24 protein-coding genes are annotated in these 24,372 nt (G+C 61.9%); 8 read left to right on the top strand and 16 right to left on the bottom strand.

Features of this window, described 5'->3' with window-relative positions:
- The first annotated feature begins 5 nt into the window (after positions 1 to 5).
- From AC1D1N_RS00120 to AC1D1N_RS00105, 4 genes are all read left to right on the top strand, one after another.
- A complete protein-coding gene (locus AC1D1N_RS00120; protein WP_477346093.1) occupies positions 6 to 254 on the top strand; it encodes a hypothetical protein in 249 nt (82 codons plus the stop codon).
- Positions 255 to 341: 87 nt separating this feature from the next.
- Positions 342 to 1,085 carry a metallophosphoesterase family protein gene (locus AC1D1N_RS00115; protein WP_436261622.1) on the top strand — a complete coding sequence of 248 codons (744 nt, stop codon included), beginning with the start codon at positions 342 to 344 and terminating at the stop codon, positions 1,083 to 1,085.
- A gap of 17 nt (positions 1,086 to 1,102) precedes the next feature.
- Positions 1,103 to 2,509 (top strand): protein kinase domain-containing protein, encoded by a 1,407-nt coding sequence (locus AC1D1N_RS00110; protein WP_477346092.1) that lies wholly within the window; start codon positions 1,103 to 1,105, stop codon positions 2,507 to 2,509.
- Positions 2,510 to 2,629: 120 nt separating this feature from the next.
- Entirely contained in the window at positions 2,630 to 3,160 is a 531-nt protein-coding gene (locus tag AC1D1N_RS00105; protein WP_477346091.1) for a hypothetical protein, read from the top strand.
- Positions 3,161 to 3,472: 312 nt separating this feature from the next.
- Here the strand turns inward: AC1D1N_RS00105 and arcC are convergent, their stop codons facing one another.
- The 4 genes from arcC to arcD are packed head-to-tail and all read right to left on the bottom strand — an operon-like array spanning position 3,473 to position 8,107.
- Entirely contained in the window at positions 3,473 to 4,393 is a 921-nt protein-coding gene (gene arcC, locus AC1D1N_RS00100; protein WP_477346090.1) for a carbamate kinase, read from the bottom strand.
- A 1-nt stretch (position 4,394) separates the two neighbouring features.
- Positions 4,395 to 5,396: an ornithine carbamoyltransferase gene (argF, locus tag AC1D1N_RS00095; protein ID WP_436261618.1), complete on the bottom strand. Its 1,002-nt coding sequence runs from the start codon at positions 5,394 to 5,396 to the stop codon at positions 4,395 to 4,397.
- A 17-nt stretch (positions 5,397 to 5,413) separates the two neighbouring features.
- The gene (locus AC1D1N_RS00090) at positions 5,414 to 6,628 is read right to left on the bottom strand and encodes an arginine deiminase (RefSeq protein ID WP_436261617.1); all 1,215 of its coding nucleotides are present in this window, start codon (positions 6,626 to 6,628) and stop codon (positions 5,414 to 5,416) included.
- Positions 6,629 to 6,640: 12 nt separating this feature from the next.
- The gene (arcD, locus tag AC1D1N_RS00085; protein ID WP_436261616.1) at positions 6,641 to 8,107 is read right to left on the bottom strand and encodes an arginine-ornithine antiporter; all 1,467 of its coding nucleotides are present in this window, start codon (positions 8,105 to 8,107) and stop codon (positions 6,641 to 6,643) included.
- 218 nt (positions 8,108 to 8,325) lie between these two features.
- Here arcD and AC1D1N_RS00080 point away from each other — a divergent pair, with 218 nt between their 5' ends.
- Together AC1D1N_RS00080 and AC1D1N_RS00075 are read left to right on the top strand one after the other, a co-directional pair.
- On the top strand, positions 8,326 to 8,973 hold the full coding sequence (locus tag AC1D1N_RS00080; protein ID WP_436261615.1) for a BON domain-containing protein: 648 nt from the start codon (positions 8,326 to 8,328) through the stop codon (positions 8,971 to 8,973).
- Between the two features lie 72 nt (positions 8,974 to 9,045).
- Positions 9,046 to 10,029: a zinc-dependent alcohol dehydrogenase family protein gene (locus AC1D1N_RS00075; RefSeq protein ID WP_477347323.1), complete on the top strand. Its 984-nt coding sequence runs from the start codon at positions 9,046 to 9,048 to the stop codon at positions 10,027 to 10,029.
- 174 nt (positions 10,030 to 10,203) lie between these two features.
- Here AC1D1N_RS00075 and AC1D1N_RS00070 read toward each other — a convergent pair whose 3' ends face one another.
- The 6 genes from AC1D1N_RS00070 to AC1D1N_RS00045 all read right to left on the bottom strand — a co-directional run bounded on the left by AC1D1N_RS00070 (position 10,204) and on the right by AC1D1N_RS00045 (position 15,507).
- A complete protein-coding gene (locus AC1D1N_RS00070; protein ID WP_477346089.1) occupies positions 10,204 to 10,785 on the bottom strand; it encodes an NAD(P)H-dependent oxidoreductase in 582 nt (193 codons plus the stop codon).
- A 232-nt stretch (positions 10,786 to 11,017) separates the two neighbouring features.
- Positions 11,018 to 11,404 (bottom strand): hypothetical protein, encoded by a 387-nt coding sequence (locus AC1D1N_RS00065; protein WP_436261614.1) that lies wholly within the window; start codon positions 11,402 to 11,404, stop codon positions 11,018 to 11,020.
- 88 nt (positions 11,405 to 11,492) lie between these two features.
- Positions 11,493 to 12,743, bottom strand: coding sequence for an MgtC/SapB family protein (locus tag AC1D1N_RS00060; RefSeq protein ID WP_112559784.1), 1,251 nt, complete (start codon positions 12,741 to 12,743; stop codon positions 11,493 to 11,495).
- Positions 12,744 to 12,757: 14 nt separating this feature from the next.
- Entirely contained in the window at positions 12,758 to 13,207 is a 450-nt protein-coding gene (gene trxC / locus AC1D1N_RS00055; protein WP_112559450.1) for a thioredoxin TrxC, read from the bottom strand.
- Positions 13,208 to 13,235: 28 nt separating this feature from the next.
- The gene (locus AC1D1N_RS00050; RefSeq protein ID WP_112559449.1) at positions 13,236 to 15,089 is read right to left on the bottom strand and encodes a heavy metal translocating P-type ATPase; all 1,854 of its coding nucleotides are present in this window, start codon (positions 15,087 to 15,089) and stop codon (positions 13,236 to 13,238) included.
- 31 nt (positions 15,090 to 15,120) lie between these two features.
- Positions 15,121 to 15,507, bottom strand: coding sequence for a DUF302 domain-containing protein (locus AC1D1N_RS00045; protein ID WP_112559448.1), 387 nt, complete (start codon positions 15,505 to 15,507; stop codon positions 15,121 to 15,123).
- A gap of 154 nt (positions 15,508 to 15,661) precedes the next feature.
- On the opposite strand from AC1D1N_RS00045, the gene AC1D1N_RS00040 reads away from it, so the two are divergent.
- On the top strand, positions 15,662 to 18,343 hold the full coding sequence (locus AC1D1N_RS00040) for a bifunctional acetate--CoA ligase family protein/GNAT family N-acetyltransferase (RefSeq protein ID WP_477346088.1): 2,682 nt from the start codon (positions 15,662 to 15,664) through the stop codon (positions 18,341 to 18,343).
- A gap of 17 nt (positions 18,344 to 18,360) precedes the next feature.
- On the opposite strand, the gene AC1D1N_RS00035 is transcribed toward AC1D1N_RS00040, so the two are convergent.
- Complete coding sequence (locus AC1D1N_RS00035; protein WP_477346087.1) at positions 18,361 to 19,914, bottom strand: bifunctional aminoglycoside phosphotransferase/ATP-binding protein; 1,554 nt, start codon at positions 19,912 to 19,914, stop codon at positions 18,361 to 18,363.
- Between the two features lie 53 nt (positions 19,915 to 19,967).
- On the bottom strand, positions 19,968 to 20,366 hold the full coding sequence (locus AC1D1N_RS00030) for a c-type cytochrome (RefSeq protein ID WP_477346086.1): 399 nt from the start codon (positions 20,364 to 20,366) through the stop codon (positions 19,968 to 19,970).
- 174 nt (positions 20,367 to 20,540) lie between these two features.
- Between AC1D1N_RS00030 and AC1D1N_RS00025 the strand changes: the two genes are divergently transcribed.
- Positions 20,541 to 21,377, top strand: coding sequence for a universal stress protein (locus tag AC1D1N_RS00025; RefSeq protein WP_112559444.1), 837 nt, complete (start codon positions 20,541 to 20,543; stop codon positions 21,375 to 21,377).
- A gap of 81 nt (positions 21,378 to 21,458) precedes the next feature.
- Here the strand turns inward: AC1D1N_RS00025 and AC1D1N_RS00020 are convergent, their stop codons facing one another.
- The 4 genes from AC1D1N_RS00020 to hemA all read right to left on the bottom strand — a co-directional run.
- The gene (locus AC1D1N_RS00020; RefSeq protein WP_112559443.1) at positions 21,459 to 21,905 is read right to left on the bottom strand and encodes a pyridoxamine 5'-phosphate oxidase family protein; all 447 of its coding nucleotides are present in this window, start codon (positions 21,903 to 21,905) and stop codon (positions 21,459 to 21,461) included.
- A gap of 19 nt (positions 21,906 to 21,924) precedes the next feature.
- On the bottom strand, positions 21,925 to 22,611 hold the full coding sequence (locus AC1D1N_RS00015; protein WP_112559442.1) for a phosphoribosyltransferase: 687 nt from the start codon (positions 22,609 to 22,611) through the stop codon (positions 21,925 to 21,927).
- A gap of 3 nt (positions 22,612 to 22,614) precedes the next feature.
- Positions 22,615 to 23,079: a DUF2267 domain-containing protein gene (locus AC1D1N_RS00010; RefSeq protein ID WP_477346085.1), complete on the bottom strand. Its 465-nt coding sequence runs from the start codon at positions 23,077 to 23,079 to the stop codon at positions 22,615 to 22,617.
- A gap of 108 nt (positions 23,080 to 23,187) precedes the next feature.
- On the bottom strand, positions 23,188 to 24,372 hold a 1,185-nt coding region (gene hemA / locus AC1D1N_RS00005), incomplete at its 5' end, for a 5-aminolevulinate synthase (RefSeq protein ID WP_477346084.1).

Genomic DNA, 24,372 nt, shown 5'->3' with positions numbered 1-24,372 from the left:
CAGCGATGTATCTTCCGCAATTCCTGGTCGGAATGTTTGTCACCTCGACCATCGTCGCGGTGTGGACCTACGCGGCAACGGGCTCGGTCTGGACAGCACTGGGTTGGGCGATTTTCGCCTTGGTCGTTCTGCAGGTCGGATACGTCGTCTTTGTCATACGCCTGGTTTCCAAAGACGCGACGGCAGACGCTAAAGCAGGCTCGGCGTCACTCAGCCATGTTGCGCCACCCCAAAGAGACGGCACGTTGCTTTAGTCGTCCCCAATGATCGCGACGCAGCCGTATCAAATCACTCGCGGCAGGCGCCTTGCCATTCTTTGCCAAACTCTGGGACAAGGTTGAATGCGCATTGCAATCCTGTCTGACATCCATGCCAATCGCGAGGCGTTCGACGCGGTCATGGAAGCTGTTCACGAACGCGGCAGTCCAGACGAGTTGGTATTGCTGGGAGATCTGGTCGGCTACGGTCCCGATCCCGTCTATGTGATCGAGAAGGCCGCCGATCTGATGGCCGACGGCGCGCTTTGCATCTTGGGCAACCACGACGAAGCTGTGGCGCTGAACCGAGGCAACATGACTGAGAACGCGCGGTTCGCCGTCCAGTGGACTCGCGAACGCATCGCTCCGGCACATCTTGATTTCCTGGCGCGATTGCCGCTCTCGCTGCAATCCGAAGACCGCCTGTATGTGCACGCAAGTGCGGAGCGACCGGGGAAGTGGCTCTATATACGCGACCTGGATGCAGCGGAACGCTGCCTCTCGGCAAGCGAGGCCCGCTTCGTTTTCTGCGGCCACACCCACATTCCCGCCATCTACTACGCGCTGCCCGGTCGCCGGCCGATGCATTTTCAGCCGCACGACAATGTGGCTGCACCCCTGTCGGAGATGAGGCGGCACCTGGTGATCGCCGGCGCGGTCGGCCAACCGCGCGACGGCAACCCGGCGGCGTGTTTTGTTCTTGTCGACACGCAGCGGCAAGAGGTCACGATGGTTCGTGTTCCCTATGATCACGAAGAAACAGCCCGCAAGATCCACGCCGCCGGCCTGCCAGGATGGCTTGGCATGCGGTTGAAGATCGGCCGCTAGGCTTCAAGGAGATCTATATGATGCGACGGGTTGAGGCAGGCGCAGTCATCGATGGTTTCGAGCTGGTCGAAAAGCTTCCCTCCGGCGGCATGGCTTCGCTTTGGCGGGCGACCAACCCGCGGTACGATTTTCCGCTTGTGCTGAAGATCCCTTTTCTCGACCCGGGCGCGGATGTTTCCGTCATCCTCGGTTTCGAGGTGGAGGAGCTGATCCTGAAACGCCTGTCGGGACCACATGTGGCGCGTTTCGCTGCATCCGGCAGCTTGGCGCAGGTTCCCTACATAGCCATGGAGTTCGTGGCCGGCACTGGGCTGGCGGATATCGTCGGCAACGCGCCGCTGCCTATGGACGAGGTGGCAAGGATCGGCATCGAGATAGCGACGGCGCTCGCTGCTTTGCACCGGCAGAAAGTCGTTCATCTCGATCTCAAGCCAGAGAACGTCATTCTCGCCAAGCGCGGCGCGGTGCTCCTCGACTTCGGGCTCGCTCGGCATGCGGAGCTTCCCGATCTTCTCGGCGCGGAAAGCTCAGTGCCGATGGGCACCGCCGCCTATATTTCGCCGGAACAGGTGCTCGGGGAGCGGTCCGATCCTGCAAGTGACCTGTTCGCACTGGGTTGCATCCTCTATCAACTGGCTACGGGCGAGGAGCCGTTCGGGCGGCCGGCGACTTTCGCGGGGATGAAGCGCAGGCTCTATCACGCCCCCAGATCGCCACGAGATATCAACGAGACCATTCCGCAGTGGCTGGAAGCCATCATTCTGCGATGCATGGAAGTGGACAGATCTCGACGATATGTCGAGGCGGCGCAAATTATCTCCGATCTCAGAAACCCCGACCAGGTCGTGGTTGCCAGGCGTAAGCCCCGGGACGAAGGGGTGTGGGCTGCGATCACGAGGCTGTTTCACAAAACGGATGACAGAACGCGTGTCGGCAGGCCGACCTCGTCGAAGACACAGGCCGGACCGTCAATTGTTCTCGCGGCAGTCGACCTGGCCAATGGCGGCGATGCGCTGGCGGGCGAGGTTCGCAACGAAACCGCCCGCGTGCTGGCCTCGCGGGAGGATTCGTGGCTGGCCTGCGTGACGGTCCTGAAGACCGAAATCATCGGCGAGACGCCGGCGACCGACGAAACAGGGCGCTCGGTCTATTTGAAGCGGCTCGTCGCTCTCAAGGATTGGGCCCATCCACTGCATCTGCCGGAAGACCGCATCAGCTATCATGTGCTGGAGGCGGTCAGCCCCGCCGATGCGATCCTCAACTATGCAAAGCACAATGACGTCGGACACATCGTTGTCGGGGCACGTGCGTCTTCCGCCATTCGCCGGCACCTAGGTAGCGTTTCGACCAAGGTGGTAGCGGAGGCGCTTTGCTCGGTTTCGGTGGTCCGATTGAAGGCAGTCGAGGAACAAGGGCGTCGGTGAGCCTCGGCGTGCAAGGATCCGCCGGGCCGCCGTCCTCAGTTTGATAGCAGTCGATTGCTTGCTTCCTGTTTCAGCAGGGAGCGTGTCATGCCTCCGAAGGCCCATTCCCGGGATCCGGCTGTGACCATAGCCGCCCGCAACCACAAGTCCTGCATCCATCGCACGGGCGAGTTCGGCAACGGCTTCGCAGGGGTCTGCATTGCCGACGCCTATAATCTCCGATCTTGCCTTGATCCCATGCCTCGCCAGAAACCGAACAACGTCTTCGGCACTTTCGCGCGCGTTTCTCTGGTCTTGTTCCTCGATCGTCGCCACGAGCACATGTTGTGCGCCTGTCAAGAGGGGCAATGCATCGCTGACTGCGCGCCGTGCCTCGCGCGTGTCCTTCCAGGCGACACGAACATTCTTTGGGTTGAGCGGAGCAAGGTTTTCGGCCGCAATCAGTACCGGCCGGCCCGCCGAAAGCGACAAACTACCGGCATCGACGACACGGTGGCGATCGCTGGCGACGCCCTTTGCCGGCGCTCCTGTGACGATGAGGTCGGCGGCGCGGGCATGCATCGCGAGCAGACCTGTCGGGTCTCCGATATCCTCGCACCAGGAAGCCCTGTCCCCGACAATGCGGAGGAATTCTTCCCGCATGATCTTTAGGCGATCCTCGATTTCCGCCCTGCGTTGACGCATTATCTCCGCCGCTGCAGCGGCGCCATTGTCTCCCGAGACAAACACATAGGCATCCGCCGCGGCGAAACCGATCAGTATGGCATCGAACCGTTACGCCAATTCCTGGGCATAGAGCGTGCGCGAAGCCGCCGGAGAATCGATGTCCAGCTGAACAATAATGGTTTTGAAGATCATTTTTGATGCCTCCGAAGCTGCTTGTCGCACGGTCATTTGAGGTCCGATCAGGGAACGTCGTGATCGCCAGCCGCTCCGCCTGCCGCGGCGGCGCAACCGTCATCGTCATGGGCAGGGAGCGCTGGCCTGGAACCAGGTACCGAGTTCACCCCTGACAAGTTCAACAGCGTCTTCGAGCCTGCCGATGGCTGCAAATCTGCCTGTTGCTTCAGCGAACTCGATTGCAGCGCTGACCTTCGGCCCCATCGATCCTGCCGGAAAGTCCCGTCCGGATATCTCCTTAGGCGTCACCCGCCGGAGCGCGCGAGCGCCGGCTGTTCCGTAGTCGACATAGACCGCATCGACATCGGTGAGCATCAGCAGCATGTCGGCCTTTAATTGACGCGCGAGAAGCGAGCTTGCCAGATCCTTGTCGATGACGGCCTCCACGCCGCAAAGACTGCCATCATCCCGGGCTATCACGGGAACACCGCCGCCGCCGGTGCAGATGACGATCACGCCGCGCTCGACGAGGAAGGAGATCACTGAAGCTTCCAGGATCACCACCGGCTTGGGCGAAGGCACGACGCGGCGCCATTTGTCGCCATCGGGCGCTATCTGCCAGTCGCGCTCGCTGGCAAGCCTATGTGCGGTTGCCTCATCGTAGACCGGGCCGATCGGCTTCGTCGGGTGAGCGAAAGCCGGATCGCGCGGATCGACCTTCACCTGTGTCAGCAGGGTCGCGAAGAGCTTGTCTTTGAGAAGGTTGCCGAGCTCCTGCTCAATGACGTAGCCGATCATCCCCGCGCTTTCGGCGCCAAGCACGTCGAGTGGAAATGTGCGGCCATCCGAGGTTGCCGCTGCCTGCAGGGCCAGGAGTCCCACCTGCGGACCGTTGCCGTGTGTGACCACAATCGAATGCCCTTCGCTGACGAGTTGGGCCAGCACTGACGCAGCGCGCACGATGTTGGCGCGCTGGTTCCCGGCCGTCATCGGTTCTCCACGGCGCAAGAGTGCGTTTCCGCCGAGCGCAACGACGACAAGCATCTCAGTTGCCGATCGTGGCGACGAGCAGGGCTTTGATCGTGTGCATCCGGTTTTCGGCCTGGTCGAAGACGATCGAAGCCCCCGACTCGAACACCTCGTCGGTGACCTCCATGCAGTCGATGCCGTACTCCTTCGCGATGAAGGCGCCAATCTCGGTATCGGTGTCGTGGAATGCAGGCAGGCAATGCATGAATTTGACATGAGGGTTGCCGGCGGCCGCCATCACCTCCCTGGTGATGCGGTAGGGTGTCAAAAGACGAATACGCTCGGCCCAGCCCGATTTGTCCTCGCCCATCGACATCCATACGTCGGTGTAGATGAAATCAGCATCCTGCACGCACCCCGTCACGTCCTCGTCGAGCCGGAAGCGGCCGCCGCTACGCTGCGCCAGGTCCCGGATATGGTCGCAGAATTCCTCGTCCGGCCAAAGCTCCTTCGGTGAAGCGATGCGCATGTCGATGCCAACCTTGGCAGCTCCGAGTGCCAGCGACAGCGCGACATTGTCCCGACCCTCACCGACGAACGTGACGGTCATGTCCGAGAGATGCTTGTGCGTGAATTCACGCATGGTCATGAGGTCGGCGAGAATCTGCGTCGGATGCGCCTCGTCGGTGAGACCGTTGTAGACAGGTACGCCGGCATGCGTGGCCAGCAATTCGGCCTGGTGCTGGCCAAAGCCGCGATACTCGATTGCGTCGTACATCCGGCCGAGCACGCGGGCGGTGTCCTTCATGGATTCCTTGTGGCCGATATGGCTGCCGGTAGGGCCGAAATAAGTGACGTGAGCGCCCTGGTCATAGGCCGCTACTTCGAACCCGGTGCGTGTGCGCGTCGAATCCTTTTCGAAGATCAGAGCAATGTTCTTTCTGACAAGACGCGGGATCTCGTGACCGGCGAGCTTGGCCGCCTTGAGGTCGGCGGCGAGCTTCAGGAGAAAGCGGATCTCGTCGGCGGTGAGATCGTCCAGGGTCAGGACGGAGCGTCCGTGAAGATTGATCGACATCGAGATTTCCTTTCGGGTCAAATCGGGTCGCGGACGATGGGACAGGTCATGCAGTGACCGCCGCCACGGCCGCGGCTAAGTTCGGCGCCCTCGACCGTGATCACTTCAATTCCGGCACGGCGCAGCAGCGTGTTGGTGTAGACGTTACGGTCGTAGCCGATGACCACGCCGGGCTCGACCGCCACGACATTGTTGCCGTCATCCCATTGTTCGCGTTCGGCTTCGTAGCGGTCGCCACCGGTGGCAATGATCCGCAGCGATTTCAGTCCAAGGGCTTCGGCAACCACAGCCGTGAACGGTTTTGCCTCATCGGTGACCTCGACCGCCGCCTCTCCATCGCCCGGCCGCAGCGAGAAGGTGCGCAGCCGGTCGACTACCGGCGGATACAAGGTGACGAGGTCGCGATCGCAGAAGGTGAAGACGGTGTCGAGATGCATGAAACTGCGGTCCCGCGGCATCAACGCGGCGATCACGCGCGTCGCCTCGCCGGAGGCGAACAGGTTGCGTGCGAGGTCACCCACGGCTTGCGGCGTGGTGCGCTCCCCCATGCCGACGAGAACCGTTCCACCCCCGATCGGCATGACGTCGCCACCTTCAAGGCTGGTACCTGCTCCCAAGTCCGGCGACACGAAAGGAACACCACTGTCGCGAAAGCGGGGATGGAAGCGGTAGGCGGCGTCGACATTGGCCGCTTCCGGGCGCCTGGCGGGCCAATACATGGAATTGACGGAGACAGAGCCATAGATCCAGCAGGAGCTGTCGCGGGTGAACAGCTGGTTTGGCAGTGGCGGCAGCACGAAGTCCTGCGGGGCGAGCGTCCTTCCGGTAAGGCCTTTCGGCTCGAAAGGAAGCTCCGCCCTGGCAATGCCCCCGACAAGGTAAGACGAAAGCAGCTCTGACGGCATCTCGTTGAGCCAGCCGCGCAACTCGTCGACCATGTCGAGCCCGACGACTCCGGGATGAACCCGGCGGTCAAGAAGCCAGTCGCGGGCCTCGGCCAGGCTCATTGTCTGAGCCAGGAGTTCCCCGAAGGAATGCACCAGCACGCCGCGCTCGCGCAGCGCATCGACGAAGACATCGTGTTCCTGGCGGGCCCGCTTGACCCACAACACGTCGTCGAAGAGCAGCGCCTTGCAGTTTTCCGGTGTCAGCCTGCGCAGGCTGAGGTCAGGACGGTGGACCATCACCTCGCGCAGACGACCGACTTCGGAATGAACACCCAGCTTCGTCATCGAACCAATCCTTCAAAGCGGGCTAACGGCGCCGGTCCACATCTCGTAAACGGCGAGGGTGGCGACGGCGACGAGGGCTACGGCAAGTGTCGCTTCAACAGGATGAAACACGCGCTGATTGGATTCGCGGCGCGCCCAGACGTAGAAGATGATGCCGGGCGCATAGAGGATCGCGCACATGAACAGGTACGCCGGCCCGGCGGCATAGACGAGCCACAGCCCGTAGACCGTTGCCAGCAATCCGGCAAAAAGCGGCCCGACGCGCTGCTCGCCACCCTCGTAGCTCTCGCCGGTCAGCGCAAGCTTGGCCGCGTAGGCTCCGGAAAAGATGTAAGGAACCAGGATTGCGGCCGACGCAATGTAGAACAATGCCTGATACGTGCTCTGCGCGAAAAGCGTGATCACCAGAAAGGCCTGGACAAGCAGATTGGTGACTAGAAGCGAGATCGAGGGCACGCCGCGTTCGCTTTCGCGGCCGAAGAATTTCGGCATGGTGCCGTCCTTGGCGGCGGCATGCGGAATTTCGGCCGCAAGCAGCGTCCAACTGAGGAAGGCGCCGATCACCGAGACGACCAGCGCGATGTTGATGAGGATAGCGCCCCAAGGCCCGACAACCGCCTCCAGCACGCCCGCCATTGAGGGGTTCTTCAGCGCGGCGAGTTCAGGCTGGTTCAGGATCCCGAGCGACAGCAGCGACACCAGGGCGTAGAGCGCGAGACAGGTGAAGAAGCCGAGAACCGTCGCCGTGGCGATGTCCTTGCGGCGCTCGGCACGGCCGGAGAAGACGCTGGCCCCCTCGATGCCGATGAACACCCACAGCGTCACCAGCATCGTGCTTTTTACCTGCGCGGTGATCGAGCCGAGACTGGCGTTGCCCAGACCGTTGAAGTCGAGCGACCAGACCTGCAATTTGAAGGCGACGGCAACAACCCCGACGAACAGGACGATCGGAGCAATCTTTGCAACCGTGACGATGAGGTTCACAACAGCGGCCTGCCGGATGCCGGCGAGAACCAGGACGTGGATCAGCCACAGCAGGATCGATGCGCCGAGCACCGCCTGCCAGGTGTTTCCATCGCCAAAAGCCGGAAAGAAATAGGACAGGGCGCTGAACACGATCACTGCGTAGGAAACGTTGCCGACCCAGGCGCTGATCCAGTAGCCCCAGGCGCTGTTGAAGCCGATGAAGGGGCCGAAGCCGGCCTTGGCGTAAGCATAGGGCCCGGCATCGAGCTCGGGCTTGCGGGTCGCAAGCGACTGATAGACGAAAACCAGCGCCAGCATGCCGACCGCGGTGATGGCCCAGCCAATCAGGATTGCGAGGGGACCAGCACCGGCCGCCATGTTCTGCGGCAGGCTGAACACGCCGGAGCCGACCATGGAACCGATCACTAATGCGGTCAGGGAACCCAGTCGAAGTTTCGTTGGCGCCGCAGCCGCCACTTTCGGAACAGGGATGTTGAAATCGGCCGTAGTCATGATGCTCTCCCAGATTTGAAGGCTCTGATGGGAGGCAGTGAACAGGAGGACAGATCTGTCAGCTTTGATGCCGGTCAAAAGAAAGGTTGATTTCCAAAGCTGCAAATTTAGGTCACCCACCCGACCATTTGATCCTCATCAACGCCCTCCCAACGCACCTCTCCATAATCGACCTTCAACCGAGCGAGCGCGGCCCGCTCCCAAGCAGAGGTGCAATCATGAACAATAATATCTTGAGGCAGGACATCATCGATGAACTGGAGTTCCAGCCGAGCATCGACGCGGCCAATATCGGAGTTACGGTCGACAACGGCGTGGTCACGCTGACCGGCCATGTATCGACCTATGCGCAGAAGGCAGCCACGGAGGAGGTGGTACGCCGCGTCAAAGGTGTGAAGGGTATCGCGCAGGAGATCGAAGTGCGGCCTGTCGGCAGCAATCTGACGGCCGACGACGAGATCGCCAAACGCGCCCTACACTCGATCAGCTGGAATACCGTCGTCCCCGACGGAGCGGTACAGGTCAGGGTCCAGAACGGCTGGGTGACACTCACCGGCAAGGTGGAGTGGCAGTATCAGAGATCCGCAGCGTTCGCCGCGATCCGATATCTGGCTGGCGTTCTCGGGGTACACAACAGCATCGAGGTGCTGCCGCATGCGACGGCGTCGGATGTGAAAAAGCGCATCGAAGACGCCTTGAAGCGCAGCGCGGAAGTCGAGTCGAAAGCGATAGAAGTCAGCGTGTCCGACGGCAAGGTAACCCTGAAAGGCAAGGTCAACAGCTGGGCCGAACGTCGCACAACAGAGCGGGCCGCCTGGGCTGTGCCTGGCGTACGCATGGTGGAAGACCACCTTACAATCGCGTGATGCGTCGAAACGTCAAAGGGAAGCGAGCATGACCTGCTTCCCTTGTTCCTTGCGGACAACGCAGGAGTTGTCATGAGAGCGATGATGCTCGAAAGCGTCGGCATGCCCTTGAAACTGGTCGACATGCCCGATCCCATAGCTGGGCCGGGTGAGATCAGGTTGAAAGTCGAGGCATGCGCTGTCTGTCGGACCGATCTGCATGTCATTGATGGTGACCTGCGTCATCCAAAATTGCCGCTCATTCCGGGTCACGAAATCGTCGGTATCATCGATTCTGTCGGTAAGGGCGCGGCGCGTTCCAGGATCGGACGCCGCGTTGGCGTGCCCTGGCTTGGACACACCTGCAGGCATTGTCCTTACTGTGTCGCAGAGAATGAAAATCTCTGCGATCAGCCAGATTTTACGGGCTATACGCGCGACGGCGGCTTCGCAAGCCATGTCATAGCTGATGCGCGTTTCGCCTTCGATCTGGACCCGGAGGCCGACCCCGTATCCCTGGCGCCGTTGCTTTGCGCTGGCCTGATCGGCTGGCGATGCCTGAAGAAGGCGGGGGACGGCAAGCGGCTCGGACTCTATGGTTTCGGCGCCGCCGCACACATCGTCGCCCAGATCGCCTCCTGGCAGGGTCGTGAGATCTTCGCTTTCGCTCGGCCGGGTGACGAGCAAGCACAGGTATTCGCACGCTCGCTCGGTGCGACCTGGGCAGGTGGGTCGGATGAATCACCGCCCAAGCACCTCGATGCCGCAATCATCTTCGCTCCTGTGGGTGACCTGGTGCCGATCGCGCTTGGTGCCGTCCGCAAGGGTGGCCGGGTGGTTTGCGGCGGCATTCACATGAGTGACATTCCGGCGATGGCCTACGAATTGCTCTGGGAAGAGCGCGAACTGGTGTCGGTCGCAAACCTGACGCGCCGCGACGCGGAAGAGTTCTTTCCCATTGCGAAGCGCGCGCAGGTTCGCACGCATACCAAGGTCTATCCGCTGGAACAGGCCAACCAGGCGTTGGACGATCTGAGGCAGGGACGATTGAGTGGCGCCGCGGTGCTGGTGCCGTGAATACTCAACAAGCTTTATCTGGCCCGTTCATCCAGCCGCGTCTGAGGAACCATAGCTGGTAAACAACGGAAGGCATGCCCATCGTCACCACGACGCGCGCAGAGCGGCCGCGAAGCAAACTCACTCATCAAAGCCAGCGGTCGTATGCGGATGCCCCTATTCCAGACGATACGATCAGTCGCCCCGTCTGCCGTGCTTACGCATATCCTCGATCCAGCGCGCCCGCTTGATTTCGTCGGCAAAGGTGAGGCCATATAGGCTCTCGCGAATTGGTTTGATTCCGGCGAAGCTCAACATGCTGCGCTCGAAAGCGCGCAGTCCGAAGGCGCCAAAGTACCAACGATAGAGCAGCACGGGCATCCCCATGGTCACGACGATGCGAGCCGAACGGCCGGCAAGCAGTCGCTTCGGGAAACCTTCTTTTTTGTACTCCATGGCAAATCCGGGCCTGAAGATGTGTTCGAGAAAACCCTTGAATAGCGCCGGCATGGTTCCATGCCAGAGCGGGAACAGAAACACCCAGTGTTCCGACCAGCGCATGTCCTCCCGCGGTTGCACCAGAGCAGGCGGCAACGCGCCGGTCTCGAAGTCCACCTGCGTGCGCATCAATGAAAACTCAAGCTTCCCGACCTCGATACGGCGAACCTCATGCCCCGCCGCGGTTGCGGCTTCGGCATAGGCGTCGGCCATCGCGTGCAGCAAGTGATGACCCGCCGAGTCCGGGTGGCCCTGGATGATTGCGATGCGCTTGGTCATTTGTCGCCCCCTGAAACAGGCTATCCATAGCGCGTTCCCTCGAGCAGTTTGTTGATCTTGCGCAAAGTCTGAAGGACGGATGTTCCTTCGACGTCATCGAAACCGGGGCGAGTAGGAGCAAAATGTGGCCATGTTCCATTTTCGCCGAACGCGGAAGCCCGGTGAGAGGCTATTCGCAGGCGTCCTCCCGGAGCATTGTCTGCACCCTTCCAGAGATATTGGCTTCGAGGCGTCAGGGCCGTTCAACCCTTGCCACCTGGTAGGTGTGCATGGCGCCGTTGCGCTCGATCGACACGTACTCACCGGTCACAAACCGTTCGTCGCCGAGATGGAAGCCAATCTCGTCGTCGCGGTCGCCTTCGGCATAGTCGAAATACCACTGCCCACCGGGCTTGCGCCTTAGCCGGCCGATCAGATCCTCCTCGCCGGTGCGAAAGCGACGAACACGGCAAGAGGCCCTGTGCGACTTCCACTCTTCCGCATCGATCCGGCCTTCGCCGGTCAATGGTGCCAGCACGTCGTAGCCTTCTTCGCGGTCGCCTCCCGGGTGGCCCTTTTCACGCGCGAGCAGCAGCCGGACATTGCGGAATTTCGGGGTGAGGTCCTTCAAACTGGTCATAGCGAACTCCTTTCACGGAGTTTCATAGAGCGGTGGCGGGACCTGGCCCTTGATCCGCATCAAAGAAGGCTCGAGAACCGCGTTTCAATCAAGGGCTGAGCAACAACATCGCGCAGGCGCCCACGATCGCGGCGATCAGGGTTGCGACGGCCAGTGGCAACCAGAACCTGACGGGACCGGCAAATATTGCGAGCGACAGGCGGCCGATCGCGTTTGCCGCAAGTGCCCCGAGCACTGCTTGGCCCACGGTGTCGACAGGCACCGAATGCTTGATCAGGCGCAGCGCGCTGAGCACCGAGACATCGACATCGAATGCGCCGGCCAGCGCCGAACTCGCCAGCAGACCGCGCCCACCGAATTGAGCGGCCAGCCCGGCACTTGCGGTCGCGACGATCGCAAAGAGTAAGGCGAAGAGCAGCAACGGGCCCAGTTCGAATGGATTGCGCGCGATAGCGCTGCCTTCGCCGTTCCCGCTGTCGCGAGTCAGCAGCAATGTTCCGCAGACAGCGAAGGCGAGCGCCGCGGCAATCGCTGGTATGGCGACCCAAACGAACACGCTTGGCTCTATGATCAAAACCACGGCGCAGACGCGGAGAACCGAAACCATTGCAGCCAGCGATGCCGCCCCGGCGAGCGGCAGCGGATTGCTCGCCGAGGCGGCGTTGCGGGCAAGCGCCAAGGTCACGGCGGTGGAGGAAACGATCGCACCGGCGAGCGAACTGACCAGCAGACCACGGGTATTTCCCAGAATGCGAACAGCCACATAGCCGGCGAACGATATGGAGGCCATCAGCACCGTCAGGAACCAGACTTCCCATGGATTGAAACCGCCCCACGGGTCCATCGTCCGGTTTGGCAGCAGGGGCAGAACGATCGCCGTCATCACGGCCAGGATCAGAGCTGAACGCAGTTCGATCCAGGTCAGTCGCTTCAAAAGACCGTGCAGGATCTCGCGGCTGGCCAGAATTGCCGCCAATGCCGCCCCACCGGCAGCAGCAGCCCGGTAGTCGCCGGCGACGGAGAGCGCGCCAAGGGCAAAAACGCCAAGACCAGCGATCACGCTCGTGACGCTGAAATCCTCGTCGTGGACAGCCTCGCGCGCCTTGTACCAGGCGAAAATTGCCGCAAAGGCGATGAAGCCGCCGACCAGCACGGATGCCGCGCCGAGCGCGTTGGCAAGTGCGGCGAGAACGCCGCCAAGCAAGCCGGATATGCCGAATGTCCGGATGCCGGCCGTGCGACTGCGATCGGGCGCATCCCGCTCTTGCCAGCCGCGCTCCAAGCCGACGAGCAGACCTATCGCGAGGGCCAGTCCCAGCCGGGCGATGAGCGGATCCATTGGCGCGGCGCCTCTCAGGCGGCGACCGTCGGCAGGCGGTCGCGAACCCACCTGACGATCTGGCCTGCCGTCATTGCGCCTGATGTGCGCGCGATTTCGCGCCCGCCATGAAAGAGGATCATGGTCGGGATGCTGCGAATGCCGAGCCTGGCCGCAACAGCCTGCTCATTCTCGGAATTGAGTTTGATCAGGCGGACATGCGGCTCCAGCTCACTTGCTGCTGCTGCATAGGCCGGCGCCATCATCTTGCAGGGGCCGCACCAGGGCGCCCATATGTCGACGACAACGGGCAGGCCGCTGCGCGCGATCTGATGATCGAAAGTCGCGGCGTCAACATCTTCAGGGTGACCCGAAAACAGCCTGTTACCGCACTTTCCACATTTCGCCGCCGTGGCATTGCGGGCCGGCGGCAGGCGGTTGACCCCACCGCATTTGCTGCAAACCACCAGATTCTGCTGTGCCATGACCGTTCACCGATTTTGCTGTGGTCCACTATGCACGCCCGAGACGTCCATCGCCAAGCGTGCGCAGAGCGTTGAGGATGACCGCCACGTCGATCGCCTCTTGAAGCAGCGCTCCGGCAACGGGGGTAATCTGTCCCATGGCCGCAGCAATCATTGCCAGCCCCGACAGCGCCAGCCCGGCGATGATGCTTTGCAAGGCAATCGCCCGCGTCCGCCGCGCGATCCGAACTGCATCGGCGACGGGCTGCAGCCTGTCGGTCAGCACGATGACGTCAGCTGCCTCGGAGGAGGCGGTGGCACCACGTGCGCCCATGGCGACACCGACCGTTGCCGCCGCCAGGGCAGGGGCGTCGTTGATGCCGTCGCCGACCATCATCGTCGGCGCCAAGGCTTTCTCGGATTCGACCGTCGCGACTTTTTCGGCAGGGGTCGCATCGGCGACAATGGCGTCGAGGTCGAGCCGGGCGGAGATGCGCTTGGCCGCCACGCCGTCGTCGCCTGTGAGCATAATCATGCGCGCAATGCCGGCTGAGCGCAGCTTGCCGAGTGTGTCGCGCGCATCGACACGCACGGCGTCCCCGAACGTGAAAATACCTGCAAGCTCTCCCGCGAGTGCGATAAAAACCCTGAGTACCGGCTCGTCCCGGTATTTTTCTTCGCCGCCTTTCGCCCAGCCGGGCAGCGGCTTGTCGGCGAGCACGAGAGCCCGCGATCCCGCCGCGATCGACATGTTGTCGACCTTGCCCTTCAGGCCTGCGCCGCGATGCTCGCGGACATCACGCGGATGCGAAGGCATCAACTGTCTGCCGCGCGCCGCCCGGATGATCGAGTCGGCGAGCACATGGTGCGAGGCCTGTTCCAGGGATGCCAACAACTGCAGCAATTGGTTCGCTTCACGGCCGGGTGCGGCTTCGATTTCGATGAGCTCGGCGCCGCCGATGGTCAAGGTTCCCGTCTTGTCGAAGATCGCGGTTCGGACTTGCGCAAGGGCCTCCAGAGCCGCGCTGCCTTTCATCAGGATACCTGCTCGCGCGGCGCGGGACACGCCGCCGATGAAGGCAACCGGTGCCGCAAGGATGAGCGGGCAAGGTGTCGCGACCACCAGCACGGCCAGCGCCCGGATTGGATCGCCGGAGATGTACCAGGCGGCACCGGAAACCAGCAAAGTGGCTGGCAGCAGGAACAGGGCGAAGCGGTCGGCCATACGGATGAACGGGGATTTCGCCGTCTGCGCCGCAGCCACCATGCGTACGATCGCGGCATAGGTGCTCTGCTCCGCCGAGGCAGAAGCCTGCATGCTGAAGGGCTCGCCCGCATTGATGGTGCCGCTGCGCAGCATATCGCCCGCTGTCCGCCGTTCCGGCAGCGGCTCACCGGTCACCGCCGACTCGTCGAGCGAGGCCGAAGCATCGAGCAGGATGCCGTCGACGGGAAGCAGTTCGCCGGCCCGAACCAAAAGCTCGTCGCCAACAGCAACATCTTCCACGGAGATGGTCTCTGTCCCCAGCGTTGACCTCCGGTGAGCGACACGCGGTGACCGGTCGGTCAATGCCTTGAGGTTCCGTTCCGCGCGGCCGCGGGCGAAATCCTCTAGCACAGTACCGCCGGCATACATGATCGCGACCACCACTGCTGCAAGGGCTTGTCCGAGCAAGAGTGCAGCGGACATCGAGACCAGCGCAATTGCATCGACGCCGAAGCGGCCAATCCAGAAATCGCGCAGAATGGAGAGGGCGAGAGCTGCCACCACTGGCAAGGTCGCCACCGTCCAGATCGTGTCGGCCTCAAAGGGGCCGAGCCCGGTTCGCCAGGTTCCGACTCCAACGGCGAGACCAAGGATGGCAATGACCAGCAATGCGCGCCGCAGAGCCGACTCGTTCATACAATGTCCCACAACCTTGATGGCCCTGGCGCTAGAGTTCGCGGACCATCTCTTCGAGCAGTCGCCGCACATCATTCGCGACCTGCGCAAGCTCGCGATTGCCGATAGCGCCCATTGAAGCGACCGGATCCACCGCTGCGACCTCCACCCTTCCCGGTCCGACCTCCGTGACGATGACATTGCAGGGCAGCATGGTTCCGATCTTGTCTTCGGCCTGAAGCGCCCGCCATGCGAAATGCGGATTGCACGCGCCCAGGATCACATAGGGCCTGAAATCTGCGCCAAGCTTGGCTTTCATGGTCTGCTGGACATCGATCGAGGTCAGAACGCCAAACCCCTTGCTTGCGAGCTTGTCGGTCACGTGGTCGATCGCCGCTGTGAACGGCATGGCGACGATCTTGCTGAAATAGTAACTCATCCGACTCTCCAATCGTTGATCGCTGCAGCTCGTCGCCACTTTGCGATCGACCTCGCGCAAGAGCTAATCGCGATAACCGGAGAACGCTTTGATCCAACGCAACGAACGGGCAAGATCGACTGGCGATGATCGCCAGGAACAGGAGACACTAGGGGTGACGATTCGAAATCTCGACCATGCGTTCGCTCCGAAGTCGGTTGCGGTCTTCGGCGCGTCGGTGCGTGACGGCTCGGTGGGCCGTGTCGTCTTCGACAACATCGTCAATGGCGGCTTTGCGGGCGAGATCTGGCCGGTCAACCCGAAATATTCGCAAGTGGCCGGTCGACGCTGCTATGCGAAGGCGGCCGACCTGCCGGGTGTTCCAGACCTTGGTGTCATCGTCACGCCGCCGGACACGGTTCCCGGCATCGTGCGCGAGCTCGGCGACAAGGGCACACGGTCGGCGGTCGTGATCACCGCCGGGCTTACGCGCGAGAACGGCCTGCGCCAGGCCATGCTCGACGCTGCCAAGCCCAATCTTTTCCGCATCATCGGGCCGAACACGGTCGGTCTGATGATCCCGCCTTTGAAGCTCAATGCCGGATTTGCGCATATGGCCGCCAAACCCGGCAACATCGCACTGCTGTCGCAATCCGGCGCAATTGCCACGTCGCTGATCGACTGGGCGGCGGACAACCATGTCGGATTCTCGCAAATCGTCTCCCTGGGTGACATGGCGGATGTCGACGTGGGAGATTGTCTCGACATGCTGGCGGGCGACATGCACACACGCGCCATCGTGATGTATCTCGAAACAATTCCAAATCCGCGCAAGTTCATCTCGGCCGCCCGTGCGGCGGCACGGGTCAAGCCGGTGATCGCGATCAAGTCGGGTCGGCACGAGCAATCGGCCAAAGCGGCCGCGACCCACACCGGCGCGCTTTCGGGGGCTGACCGTGTCGCAGAGGCGGCATTGCTGCGCGCAGGCATCCTGCGTGTCAAAGGCCTGACCGAGCTGTTTGATGCCGCTGAAACGATCGCCCGCTTCACTCCGCTCAAACGAGCCCGCGTCGGCATCGTCACCAATGGCGGCGGGGCAGGGGTATTGGCCATCGATCAACTCATCGACTGCAAAGGGGAATTGGCCGCGCTATCACCCGCCACCATCGAACGCCTGAATGCCGTATTGCCTCCAACATGGTCGCACGCCAATCCGGTCGACATCATCGGCGATGCCCCGCCAGAGCGTTACAAGGCCGCCGTCGAAGCTGTAGCGGCAGACCCCGGAACGGACGTTGTCCTGGTGATGAATTGTCCAACGGGGCTGGGTTCGGCGCTTGCCGCGGCAATCGCGGTGGCGGAACTCACAAGGGAAGGGATGATTGCCGGCAAACCGGTCCTGACCTGCTGGCTCGGTGAACACACCGCTCGCGCCGGACGGCAAATCCTTCAGGATGCCGGCATTGCCAGTTTTGAAACGCCGGCTGACGCGGCAACAGCCGTCTCCTACCTCAGCGAATGGTCGCGTGCCCAGCGGGCATTGATGCGCACGCCGTCGAGCCGCAGCGAGGACATCACGAGCGACAGGGAAGCCGTGCTCGCCATATTCAGGCAGGTCGCGAAGGAGGGGCGGCGAATGCTGACCGAGCCCGAAGCCAAGGCGGCAATTTCCGCTTACGGCATTCCGGTGCCCGAGACGATCGTCGCCAGATCTCCCGACGAAGCGGAAGCGGCGGCCGGCCAGCTCCTCAAGACGTCTGAACAGGTCGTCGTCAAGCTGCTGTCCAAGGCGATTTCGCACAAGTCGGACATTGGCGGTGTGGTGCTTGGCATAGCCACCGCAGCTGCCGCCGGCGAGGCTGCACGCTCAATCGAAGCGCGTGTGCGCAAGCACGCACCGCAAGCCGATATCGAAGGCTATGCCGTTCAGCCGATGGTGGTGCGAAAACAGGCGCAGGAACTCATCCTTGGCATGAGCTTGGATCCGATCTTCGGGCCGGCCATCCTGTTTGGAGCCGGCGGCGTCGCGGTCGAGGTTATGGATGATACATCGATCGCATTGCCACCGCTCGACGACGTTCTTGCCGGTGACCTGATCGCGCAAACGCGGATTGGCCGCCTGCTTGCCGGGTTCCGCGATCGCAAGCCGGCCGATCGGCAAGCGATCATCGCGGCCCTCAACGGCTTGTCGCAGATGACCGTCGACTTTCCGTGCCTCGTTTCGATGGATATCAATCCGCTGCTGGCCGACGCCGAGGGCGTGATTGCGCTCGACGCCCGCATCGAGATCGCGCCGGAACGGGTGGAAGAGGTGGGGCCGAACCCCGCTCTCGCCATCAGGCCTTATCCGTCGGGTTGGGAGAAGGCGTTTTCCGGTGGCGGCACGCACTATCACATCCGGCCGATCAAGCCGGCCGACATCGTGCTCTATCCCGAATTCCTTGCCAGGATTTCGCCTGACGATCTGCGCCTGCGTTTTCTGTCGCCGCGCAAAAGTTTCTCCGACCAGATGTTGAAGCGGCTCACCCAACTCGACTACGATCGCAACATGGCTTTCGTCGCTCTGGAGACGAGCACAGGATTGCTGGCGGGTATCAGCCGCCTGTCTTGCGATCCGGACCACGCTGTCGCCGAATACGCCTTGCTGGTGCGCACGGATTTGCAAGGTCACGGTCTGGGTTGGGAATTGCTCAAGCAAATCGTAGATTATGCAAAGGCCGATGGGATCGGCCGGATCGAAGGCATTGTGCTCAGCGAAAACACCAAGATGCTGGCCATGTGCCGCGAATTTGGCTTTTCGGTAACGCATCATCCAAGCGAACCCGGCCTCGTCGAGGCAATACTCGATCTGCGTTGAGGTCGATCACCTTGCCGTCATGAGGCTGTGCGCAGGATTTCGGAGGCGTCGCTATCGGAAAACCTTCTCAACTCCGCGACGATATCGGCAGGCTTCCGATCAGCGTCGACCTTGCGCCAGGTGGATTGAGTGGCCTTTCGCTGCAACTGTCGCGAGAGGATATCTATGGTGGCGTCGGAAGGACCCCCCTTGCGCTCGCTGACCCGTTGCCAGAGAACAAGCGGATCCGCTTCCAGCCAGAATCCAGAGCATGCGACGCCCCTGTCACTCGCCGCCTTCTCGATCCGATCGCGATCGGCAGGCCTGTCAAACACGGCATCAGTGACAACCGATCCACCCTCCGCGAGGATCAGGCCGGCCCGCCACGCCATTTCGCGGTAGACGCGGTCGGAGACTTCCGGCCGATAGGCTTTGTCCGGTAGCCGCGTTTCGGCCGGCACACCGTGCATGGCTTTGCGGATACGGTCGCTTTCGACGATGCGGGCGCCGGGCGGCACGCCGACATGGGCGGCGAACGCCTCTGCAACGGTCGTCTTGCCGGAACCGCTGAGGCCGCCGATGGCAACGAGACGCGGCGGGGTTTCCTGGAGAAATGTCCGGGCAAGGTCGAAATAGGATCTGGCCTCGACAGTCAGTTTGCCGGAATCGGCACTGCCTTCCTCGACCTGGGTTGCTGTGACGTGGGCGCGCACGGCAGCCCGCACCGCCATGAAAAAGGGCAGCAGGATGAACCCGTCCTCGTCGTCGGCTTCGTCGAGATAGCGGTTCATCACAAGGTTGGCGAGCTGCGGAAAACCGCGATGCCAAAGGTCCATCAGCAGGAAGGCAAGGTCGTACAGGACGTCGATACTGGCGATCTGGTCGTTGAATTCGATGCAATCGAAGAGGCGGGGCTCGCCGTCGAAAAGGCAGATATTGCGCAGATGCAGATCGCCGTGGCATCGGCGGACCTTGCCCGCGGCTTCCCGGCGGTCCAGCAATCCGGCATAGCGGGCAAGAGCGGTGCGGAAGGCTTCGGCAAAGGTCGTACTCTCTGCTTTTGTGAAAACATGGCTGGTGGCAAAGCCGCCCTCGTTGATGTCGAGCACGCCAGCCATGTTGGACGACCCGCTGCCATTGTGGACCGCCGCCGCGGCACGGTGATATCCCACGATCATGCGTGCTACGGCGGTCATCAGCGCTGGCGTCAGGTCTCCGGCGGTAGCCATCCGATCGAGGAGCCTCGACTGATCGAAGCGAACCATCTCGATCGCCGCATCGACCAGTCGGCCAGTGCCGTCAAAAGTCAGTTTGCCATTTGCTTCGCGTGTAATGTGACGCACACCCAGATAGAGGCCGGGCGCGGTCTTGGAGTTGAGTTCTACCTCTTTCTCGCAAGCGGCCAGCCTCAGTGCCGGCGTCGAGAAATCGACATAGGGGAGCTTCACTGCCCGCTTCATCTTGTAGGCGCGTTCGCCAGCCAGAAAAATACGCGAGATATGGGTCTCGATCGCCTCGACCGGCCCGGCCGCGGCGTATGAGGCAGGATCAAGCAGGAACGCGGTAACGGATTGCTGGTCATCAACGATCATGGACCGCCTCCTTGATGCTTGTGTCTTGCGGAGACCGTTTCCGCCATGTGCTCTCATTGCTGCAGTGTCTCGACATAACCAGCCAGGTCATGGATCCGTTCCCTGGTGACGATTTCCCCGGCGTTCGGGCCATATTTCTTCACGTCACCAGGAAGGAACTGGCGCCCCCAGACCGGCATGTCGCGATCCCCATGCTCCGGCACCATGGTGCGGCCGTCGATCATCGCGAAAACGCGCCAGTAGGGGAACGCGCCGCCATTGTCTCTCGAAAGCCGGGTCAGGTCAGCCGGCCGCTTCACCAATTCGTCGCCGAGCGGACCATCGCCCTTGCCTTCGGGACCATGGCAGACGGCACAGGAATTCATGTATTCCGCCTTGCCGTTGCCCAGCTCCTGAGCGGCGGCGGTATTGAAGGCCAAACCTGCGAGAGCCACCGCGATCAGAAATTTCATCTGCGTTTCCCCGACTGATTGGCGGAAGCCTACAGCCTTGGCTCGCGAGGACGTTGATACGGATCAAATGGGGCCGCACCCAAGGGATTGATTCAGCGCAATGAACGCACCGGCCTCTCCCGCCTAAGCTTCAGCAACGATTGAACCTTCACGCGGAAATGAGGAGTTATTGCCATGACTTTCAAGACACTGCTTACGGTTACCGGACCGAACCAGGGCGAGGGCGATCTGAAGCTCGCCGCCGGCCTGTGCGAACAGATCGGCGCTCATCTCTCCGTGCTCGTTCTTGAACTGGCCGCACCGCCCTCAGGCGGTGCGTATGCCGCCGTCGTCTCGCCAGCCTGGCTTGAGGAGCGTCAGGCCGAGGTAAAAAGGCTCAAGAAGCGAATCTCGGCAGTCGGCGCCTTTCTTTCGAAGAGCCCGGTATCGGCTGATCTGAGCGACGACTATCCCGATACGGCCTGGGCGGACGACGTCATCGGAAGGCGTGCCCGCTACGCCGATCTGACCATTCTCGGACCAGATCTGCTGACAAGCCATACGCTCAAGGATAAAGTCATCGAGGGCACGCTGTTCTCATCGGGAAAGCCCATTTTGCTCGTTCCCGAGGGTTCGCGCCCGACGCTGAAGCCGAAGCGCATCCTCGTTGCATGGGACGCCCGTCTTGAGTCATCGCGCGCCGTCCGCGAGTCTCTCGATATGCTGAAAGGCGCCGAAGAGGTTCACCTCGTAATTGTCGACCCGATCGAGGACGAGTTCCATCACGGCGCGGAACCCGGAGCCGATGCCGCGGCCTATCTTGCCCGGCATGGCGTGAAGGTTACCGTCGAACGGCTGCCGAGCGCGAACCATTCGGTTGCCGATGTCCTTCGCCAGCATGCCAGCGATGTTGCTGCAGAGTTGATGGTGATGGGGGCCTACGGTCATTCCCGGTTGCGCGAGCGAATTTTCGGCGGGGTCACCAAGTCAATGCTTGCGGGTCAATCGCTGCCGGTCTTGATGGCGCGATAGCAATTCAACGGTAAAGAAAAAGGGCCGGTGCAGATTGCGCCGGCCCTTTCATTTCATTTCTCGCAAGACTTGATGGGGCGACTACTCGCTTGCTTCTCGTCCGGACACCTGCTCGATCAGGATCCGAAAGAAAACGTGTGGTGCACTGTCGGCTGTAGGAGGAATGACGGGCTTGAGTGCGCCAGGTTCCCACCAGTCGGAATGCTTGCTCAACACCGACCAGGCATGGTCCCGCTGAAGCTTGTGGCCGATCTGGTCAGGCAATTCTTCGTACCGGCCGTCGGCAACGACGCTTCTCCATCCTCGGCCCTGGCCATGTTCGTCAATCTGGACGCACACCAAAGGATTGGCTCGCATCCATTCGATCTTCTTGCCCGGCATCGAAAACGCGTAAAGATGAGCGTCCGAATGAGCGTAGTAGAAGGGCACGATATATGGCTGCCCGTCCTTCGCGCATGCCAGGCGGCCAACACGGTTGGCCGTCAGGATTTTGGTGCATTCCAGAGCAGAAAGCGTGCGGATCTGCATCAGTGCGATCTCCTGTTCTTCACGGCTTTTGAACTAGGCCGGAAACGTGCCGCTGGCCAATTTTGTACAGCTGGGCAGCCCCGTCCATGGCGGAGACAACGTCGCTGTCAGAGAGCTGCGGGAACCGCAGATAGTGGTGGCCCAAGGTCCGGAACCGTGCTGGCTGACTAAGGCAGACCACACGGTCCGCTTCCTGTTCCAGCGCGGCGACCGTCTCTTGCGGTGAAACGGGAATTGCCACGACGATTTCCCTTGGTGACCGGCGCTTGAGGGCGCGGATCGCGATTTTCATGGTCGTACCGGTCGCGGCACCGTCATCGACGATGATCGCGGTCTTTCCCGCAATCGAGATCGGTGCGGTCTTCCCGCGATAGGCAGCGCGCCGGCGTTCGAGTTCTGGCCGCTCATTTGCAATCAAGACACGTAGTTCGCTTTCGTCGAGTCCATAGGTTTCGACAATCTCACGGTTCAAGACGACGTCGCCAGGGTCGCCATCGACGATTGCGGCAACAGCCAGCTCGGGATTGCCCGGGGCGCCGACCTTGCGGACGATAAGCAGATCAAGAGGAGCGCTGAGGGCCCTGGCCACTTCCACTGCGACAGGCACGCCGCCACGCGGCAATGCCAGCACGATGGGCTGGTGCAGTTGAAGCCTGCTAAGCTCCAGGCCAAGCTTCACTCCAGCCTCTTCCCGGTCGCGGAACATTGGTCAATCCACCGGCCACAGTTTTCGCAGCGACTTCTTCATCGAGTTTCTGACCTGTACGATCTCACCATGCGAAATGTGACGATCCAGGAGCTTGAATACCGCGTTGATGGCGACATTGAAGTCGATCTCGTCATCGTAGCCAAAACTGTTCCTGACGCTGAGAATGAAGTCCCGCTTCGTGCGTTCACACGCAGGCACAGATGGCTTCCAGCCTTCGAAGTAGATTCCACGAACCAGAACAGGCAGCTGCGCCGACAGATCGGCCATTTCCGCTTGAGACAACCAGTCGCGCACGGTGTGCAGAACGCATCTCAGGAGGCGGCAGGCGCTCGGTTCGCTCCAGGAGAGATCGCCGGCAAGTTCCCTGACCCATTGCTGCGCCTGCTGGGCAGCGTGCGTGAAGTCAGCGAAGGATGTGTGAGAATTATGGCCCATGATGAAGCTCCTCGACAATTTGAAGCTCATTGTCAGGCATCCGGACCCTTTGAGCATTGAGCGGGATCAAATTGCTGAAAAGCTGGACTGCGGCCGGCATCGACTTCCCGGGCGGCAGCGCTTGGTCGCCGCCTACCTTCAGCCGCCGGATTTCTGCACCAGCAGCGGAACAATCCGGTCGCTCTTGGCGACAGCGGGCCGGCCTGCCGAACCGTAGGGAATGCCGAGCGCATCCCAGGTCTCGACCAGTGCGTCCTGCAGTCCCGCAATCAGCGCATCGGAATGGAACGGCGTCGGCGTGATGCGCAGCCGCTCGGTACCGCGCGGCACGGTCGGATAGTTGATCGGCTGGATGTAGATGCCGTGCACGCCAAGCAGGCGGTCGCTGGCCATCTTGCAGGCCTCCGGGTCACCGACCAGCACCGGCACGATATGGGTGGGCGACTCCATTACCGGCAGGCCGGCGGCAGCGAGAACCTCCTTGGTCCGCGTCGCCTGGCGCTGCTGCGCGTCGCGCTCGACCTGCGAGCGCTTCAGGTGGCGGATCGAGGCGGTGGCGGCAGCGGCGATCGCCGGCGGCAGCGCCGTGGTGAAGATGAAGCCCGGCGCGTAGGAGCGCACCGCATCGATGATGGCGCTGTTGCCGGCGATATAGCCGCCGAGCGTGCCGAACGCCTTGGCGAGCGTGCCTTCGATGATGTCGATCCGGTCGGCCAAGCCTTCGCGCTCGGTGATGCCACCGCCGCGCGGTCCGTACATGCCGACGGCATGGACCTCGTCGACATAGGTCATGGCATTGTAGCGTTCGGCCAGTTCGACGATCTGCTTGATCGGCGCAATGTCGCCGTCCATCGAATAGACGCTCTCGAAGACGATCAGCTTGGCGCGCTCGCGGCCWGCCGCTTGCAAAAGGCTTTCGAGATGCGCGACGTCATTGTGGCGGAAAATCTTCTTTTCGGCGCCCGAGCGCCGCACGCCCTCGATCATCGAAGCGTGGTTCARCTCGTCCGAGATGATCAGGCAGTTGGGCAAMAGMCGCGCRATSGTCGAGATCGAGGCTTCGTTGGAGACGAAGCCGGAGGTGAAGACCAGGGCCGCTTCCTTGTCGTGCAGGTCGGCAAGTTCCACTTCGAGCTCGACCAGCGGGTTGCTGGTACCTGAAATGTTGCGGGTGCCGCCGGCGCCAGAGCCCATCTTGCCGGCCGCGTTCTGGAACGCGGCGATGACATCGGGATTCTGGCCCATGCCGAGATAGTCGTTGGAGCACCAGACGGTGATTTCCTCGGCGCGGCCATTGGAACGCCAGATGGCGCGGATGGCGCG

The organism is Mesorhizobium sp. P2_B5 (assembly GCF_056404775.1).
This window is presented reverse-complemented; position numbering and strand designations above follow the sequence as displayed.

Coding starts and splice junctions, on each gene's coding strand:
- AC1D1N_RS00090 (WP_436261617.1), bottom strand. CDS start 6,628: ATGACGAAGCTGGGTGTTCATTCCGAAGTCGGTCGTCTGCGCGAGGTG.
- AC1D1N_RS00030 (WP_477346086.1), bottom strand. CDS start 20,366: ATGAAATTTCTGATCGCGGTGGCTCTCGCAGGTTTGGCCTTCAATACC.
- AC1D1N_RS00120 (WP_477346093.1), top strand. CDS start 6: ATGTATCTTCCGCAATTCCTGGTCGGAATGTTTGTCACCTCGACCATC.
- trxC (WP_112559450.1), bottom strand. CDS start 13,207: ATGGCACAGCAGAATCTGGTGGTTTGCAGCAAATGCGGTGGGGTCAAC.
- AC1D1N_RS00050 (WP_112559449.1), bottom strand. CDS start 15,089: ATGAACGAGTCGGCTCTGCGGCGCGCATTGCTGGTCATTGCCATCCTT.
- AC1D1N_RS00070 (WP_477346089.1), bottom strand. CDS start 10,785: ATGACCAAGCGCATCGCAATCATCCAGGGCCACCCGGACTCGGCGGGT.
- AC1D1N_RS00035 (WP_477346087.1), bottom strand. CDS start 19,914: ATGATCGTTGATGACCAGCAATCCGTTACCGCGTTCCTGCTTGATCCT.
- arcD (WP_436261616.1), bottom strand. CDS start 8,107: ATGACTACGGCCGATTTCAACATCCCTGTTCCGAAAGTGGCGGCTGCG.
- AC1D1N_RS00060 (WP_112559784.1), bottom strand. CDS start 12,743: ATGGATCCGCTCATCGCCCGGCTGGGACTGGCCCTCGCGATAGGTCTG.
- AC1D1N_RS00115 (WP_436261622.1), top strand. CDS start 342: ATGCGCATTGCAATCCTGTCTGACATCCATGCCAATCGCGAGGCGTTC.
- arcC (WP_477346090.1), bottom strand. CDS start 4,393: ATGCTTGTCGTCGTTGCGCTCGGCGGAAACGCACTCTTGCGCCGTGGA.
- AC1D1N_RS00110 (WP_477346092.1), top strand. CDS start 1,103: ATGATGCGACGGGTTGAGGCAGGCGCAGTCATCGATGGTTTCGAGCTG.
- AC1D1N_RS00065 (WP_436261614.1), bottom strand. CDS start 11,404: ATGACCAGTTTGAAGGACCTCACCCCGAAATTCCGCAATGTCCGGCTG.
- AC1D1N_RS00080 (WP_436261615.1), top strand. CDS start 8,326: ATGAACAATAATATCTTGAGGCAGGACATCATCGATGAACTGGAGTTC.
- argF (WP_436261618.1), bottom strand. CDS start 5,396: ATGTCGATCAATCTTCACGGACGCTCCGTCCTGACCCTGGACGATCTC.
- AC1D1N_RS00075 (WP_477347323.1), top strand. CDS start 9,046: ATGAGAGCGATGATGCTCGAAAGCGTCGGCATGCCCTTGAAACTGGTC.
- AC1D1N_RS00020 (WP_112559443.1), bottom strand. CDS start 21,905: ATGCAGATCCGCACGCTTTCTGCTCTGGAATGCACCAAAATCCTGACG.
- AC1D1N_RS00025 (WP_112559444.1), top strand. CDS start 20,541: ATGACTTTCAAGACACTGCTTACGGTTACCGGACCGAACCAGGGCGAG.
- AC1D1N_RS00015 (WP_112559442.1), bottom strand. CDS start 22,611: ATGTTCCGCGACCGGGAAGAGGCTGGAGTGAAGCTTGGCCTGGAGCTT.
- AC1D1N_RS00010 (WP_477346085.1), bottom strand. CDS start 23,079: ATGAGCTTCAAATTGTCGAGGAGCTTCATCATGGGCCATAATTCTCAC.
- AC1D1N_RS00045 (WP_112559448.1), bottom strand. CDS start 15,507: ATGAGTTACTATTTCAGCAAGATCGTCGCCATGCCGTTCACAGCGGCG.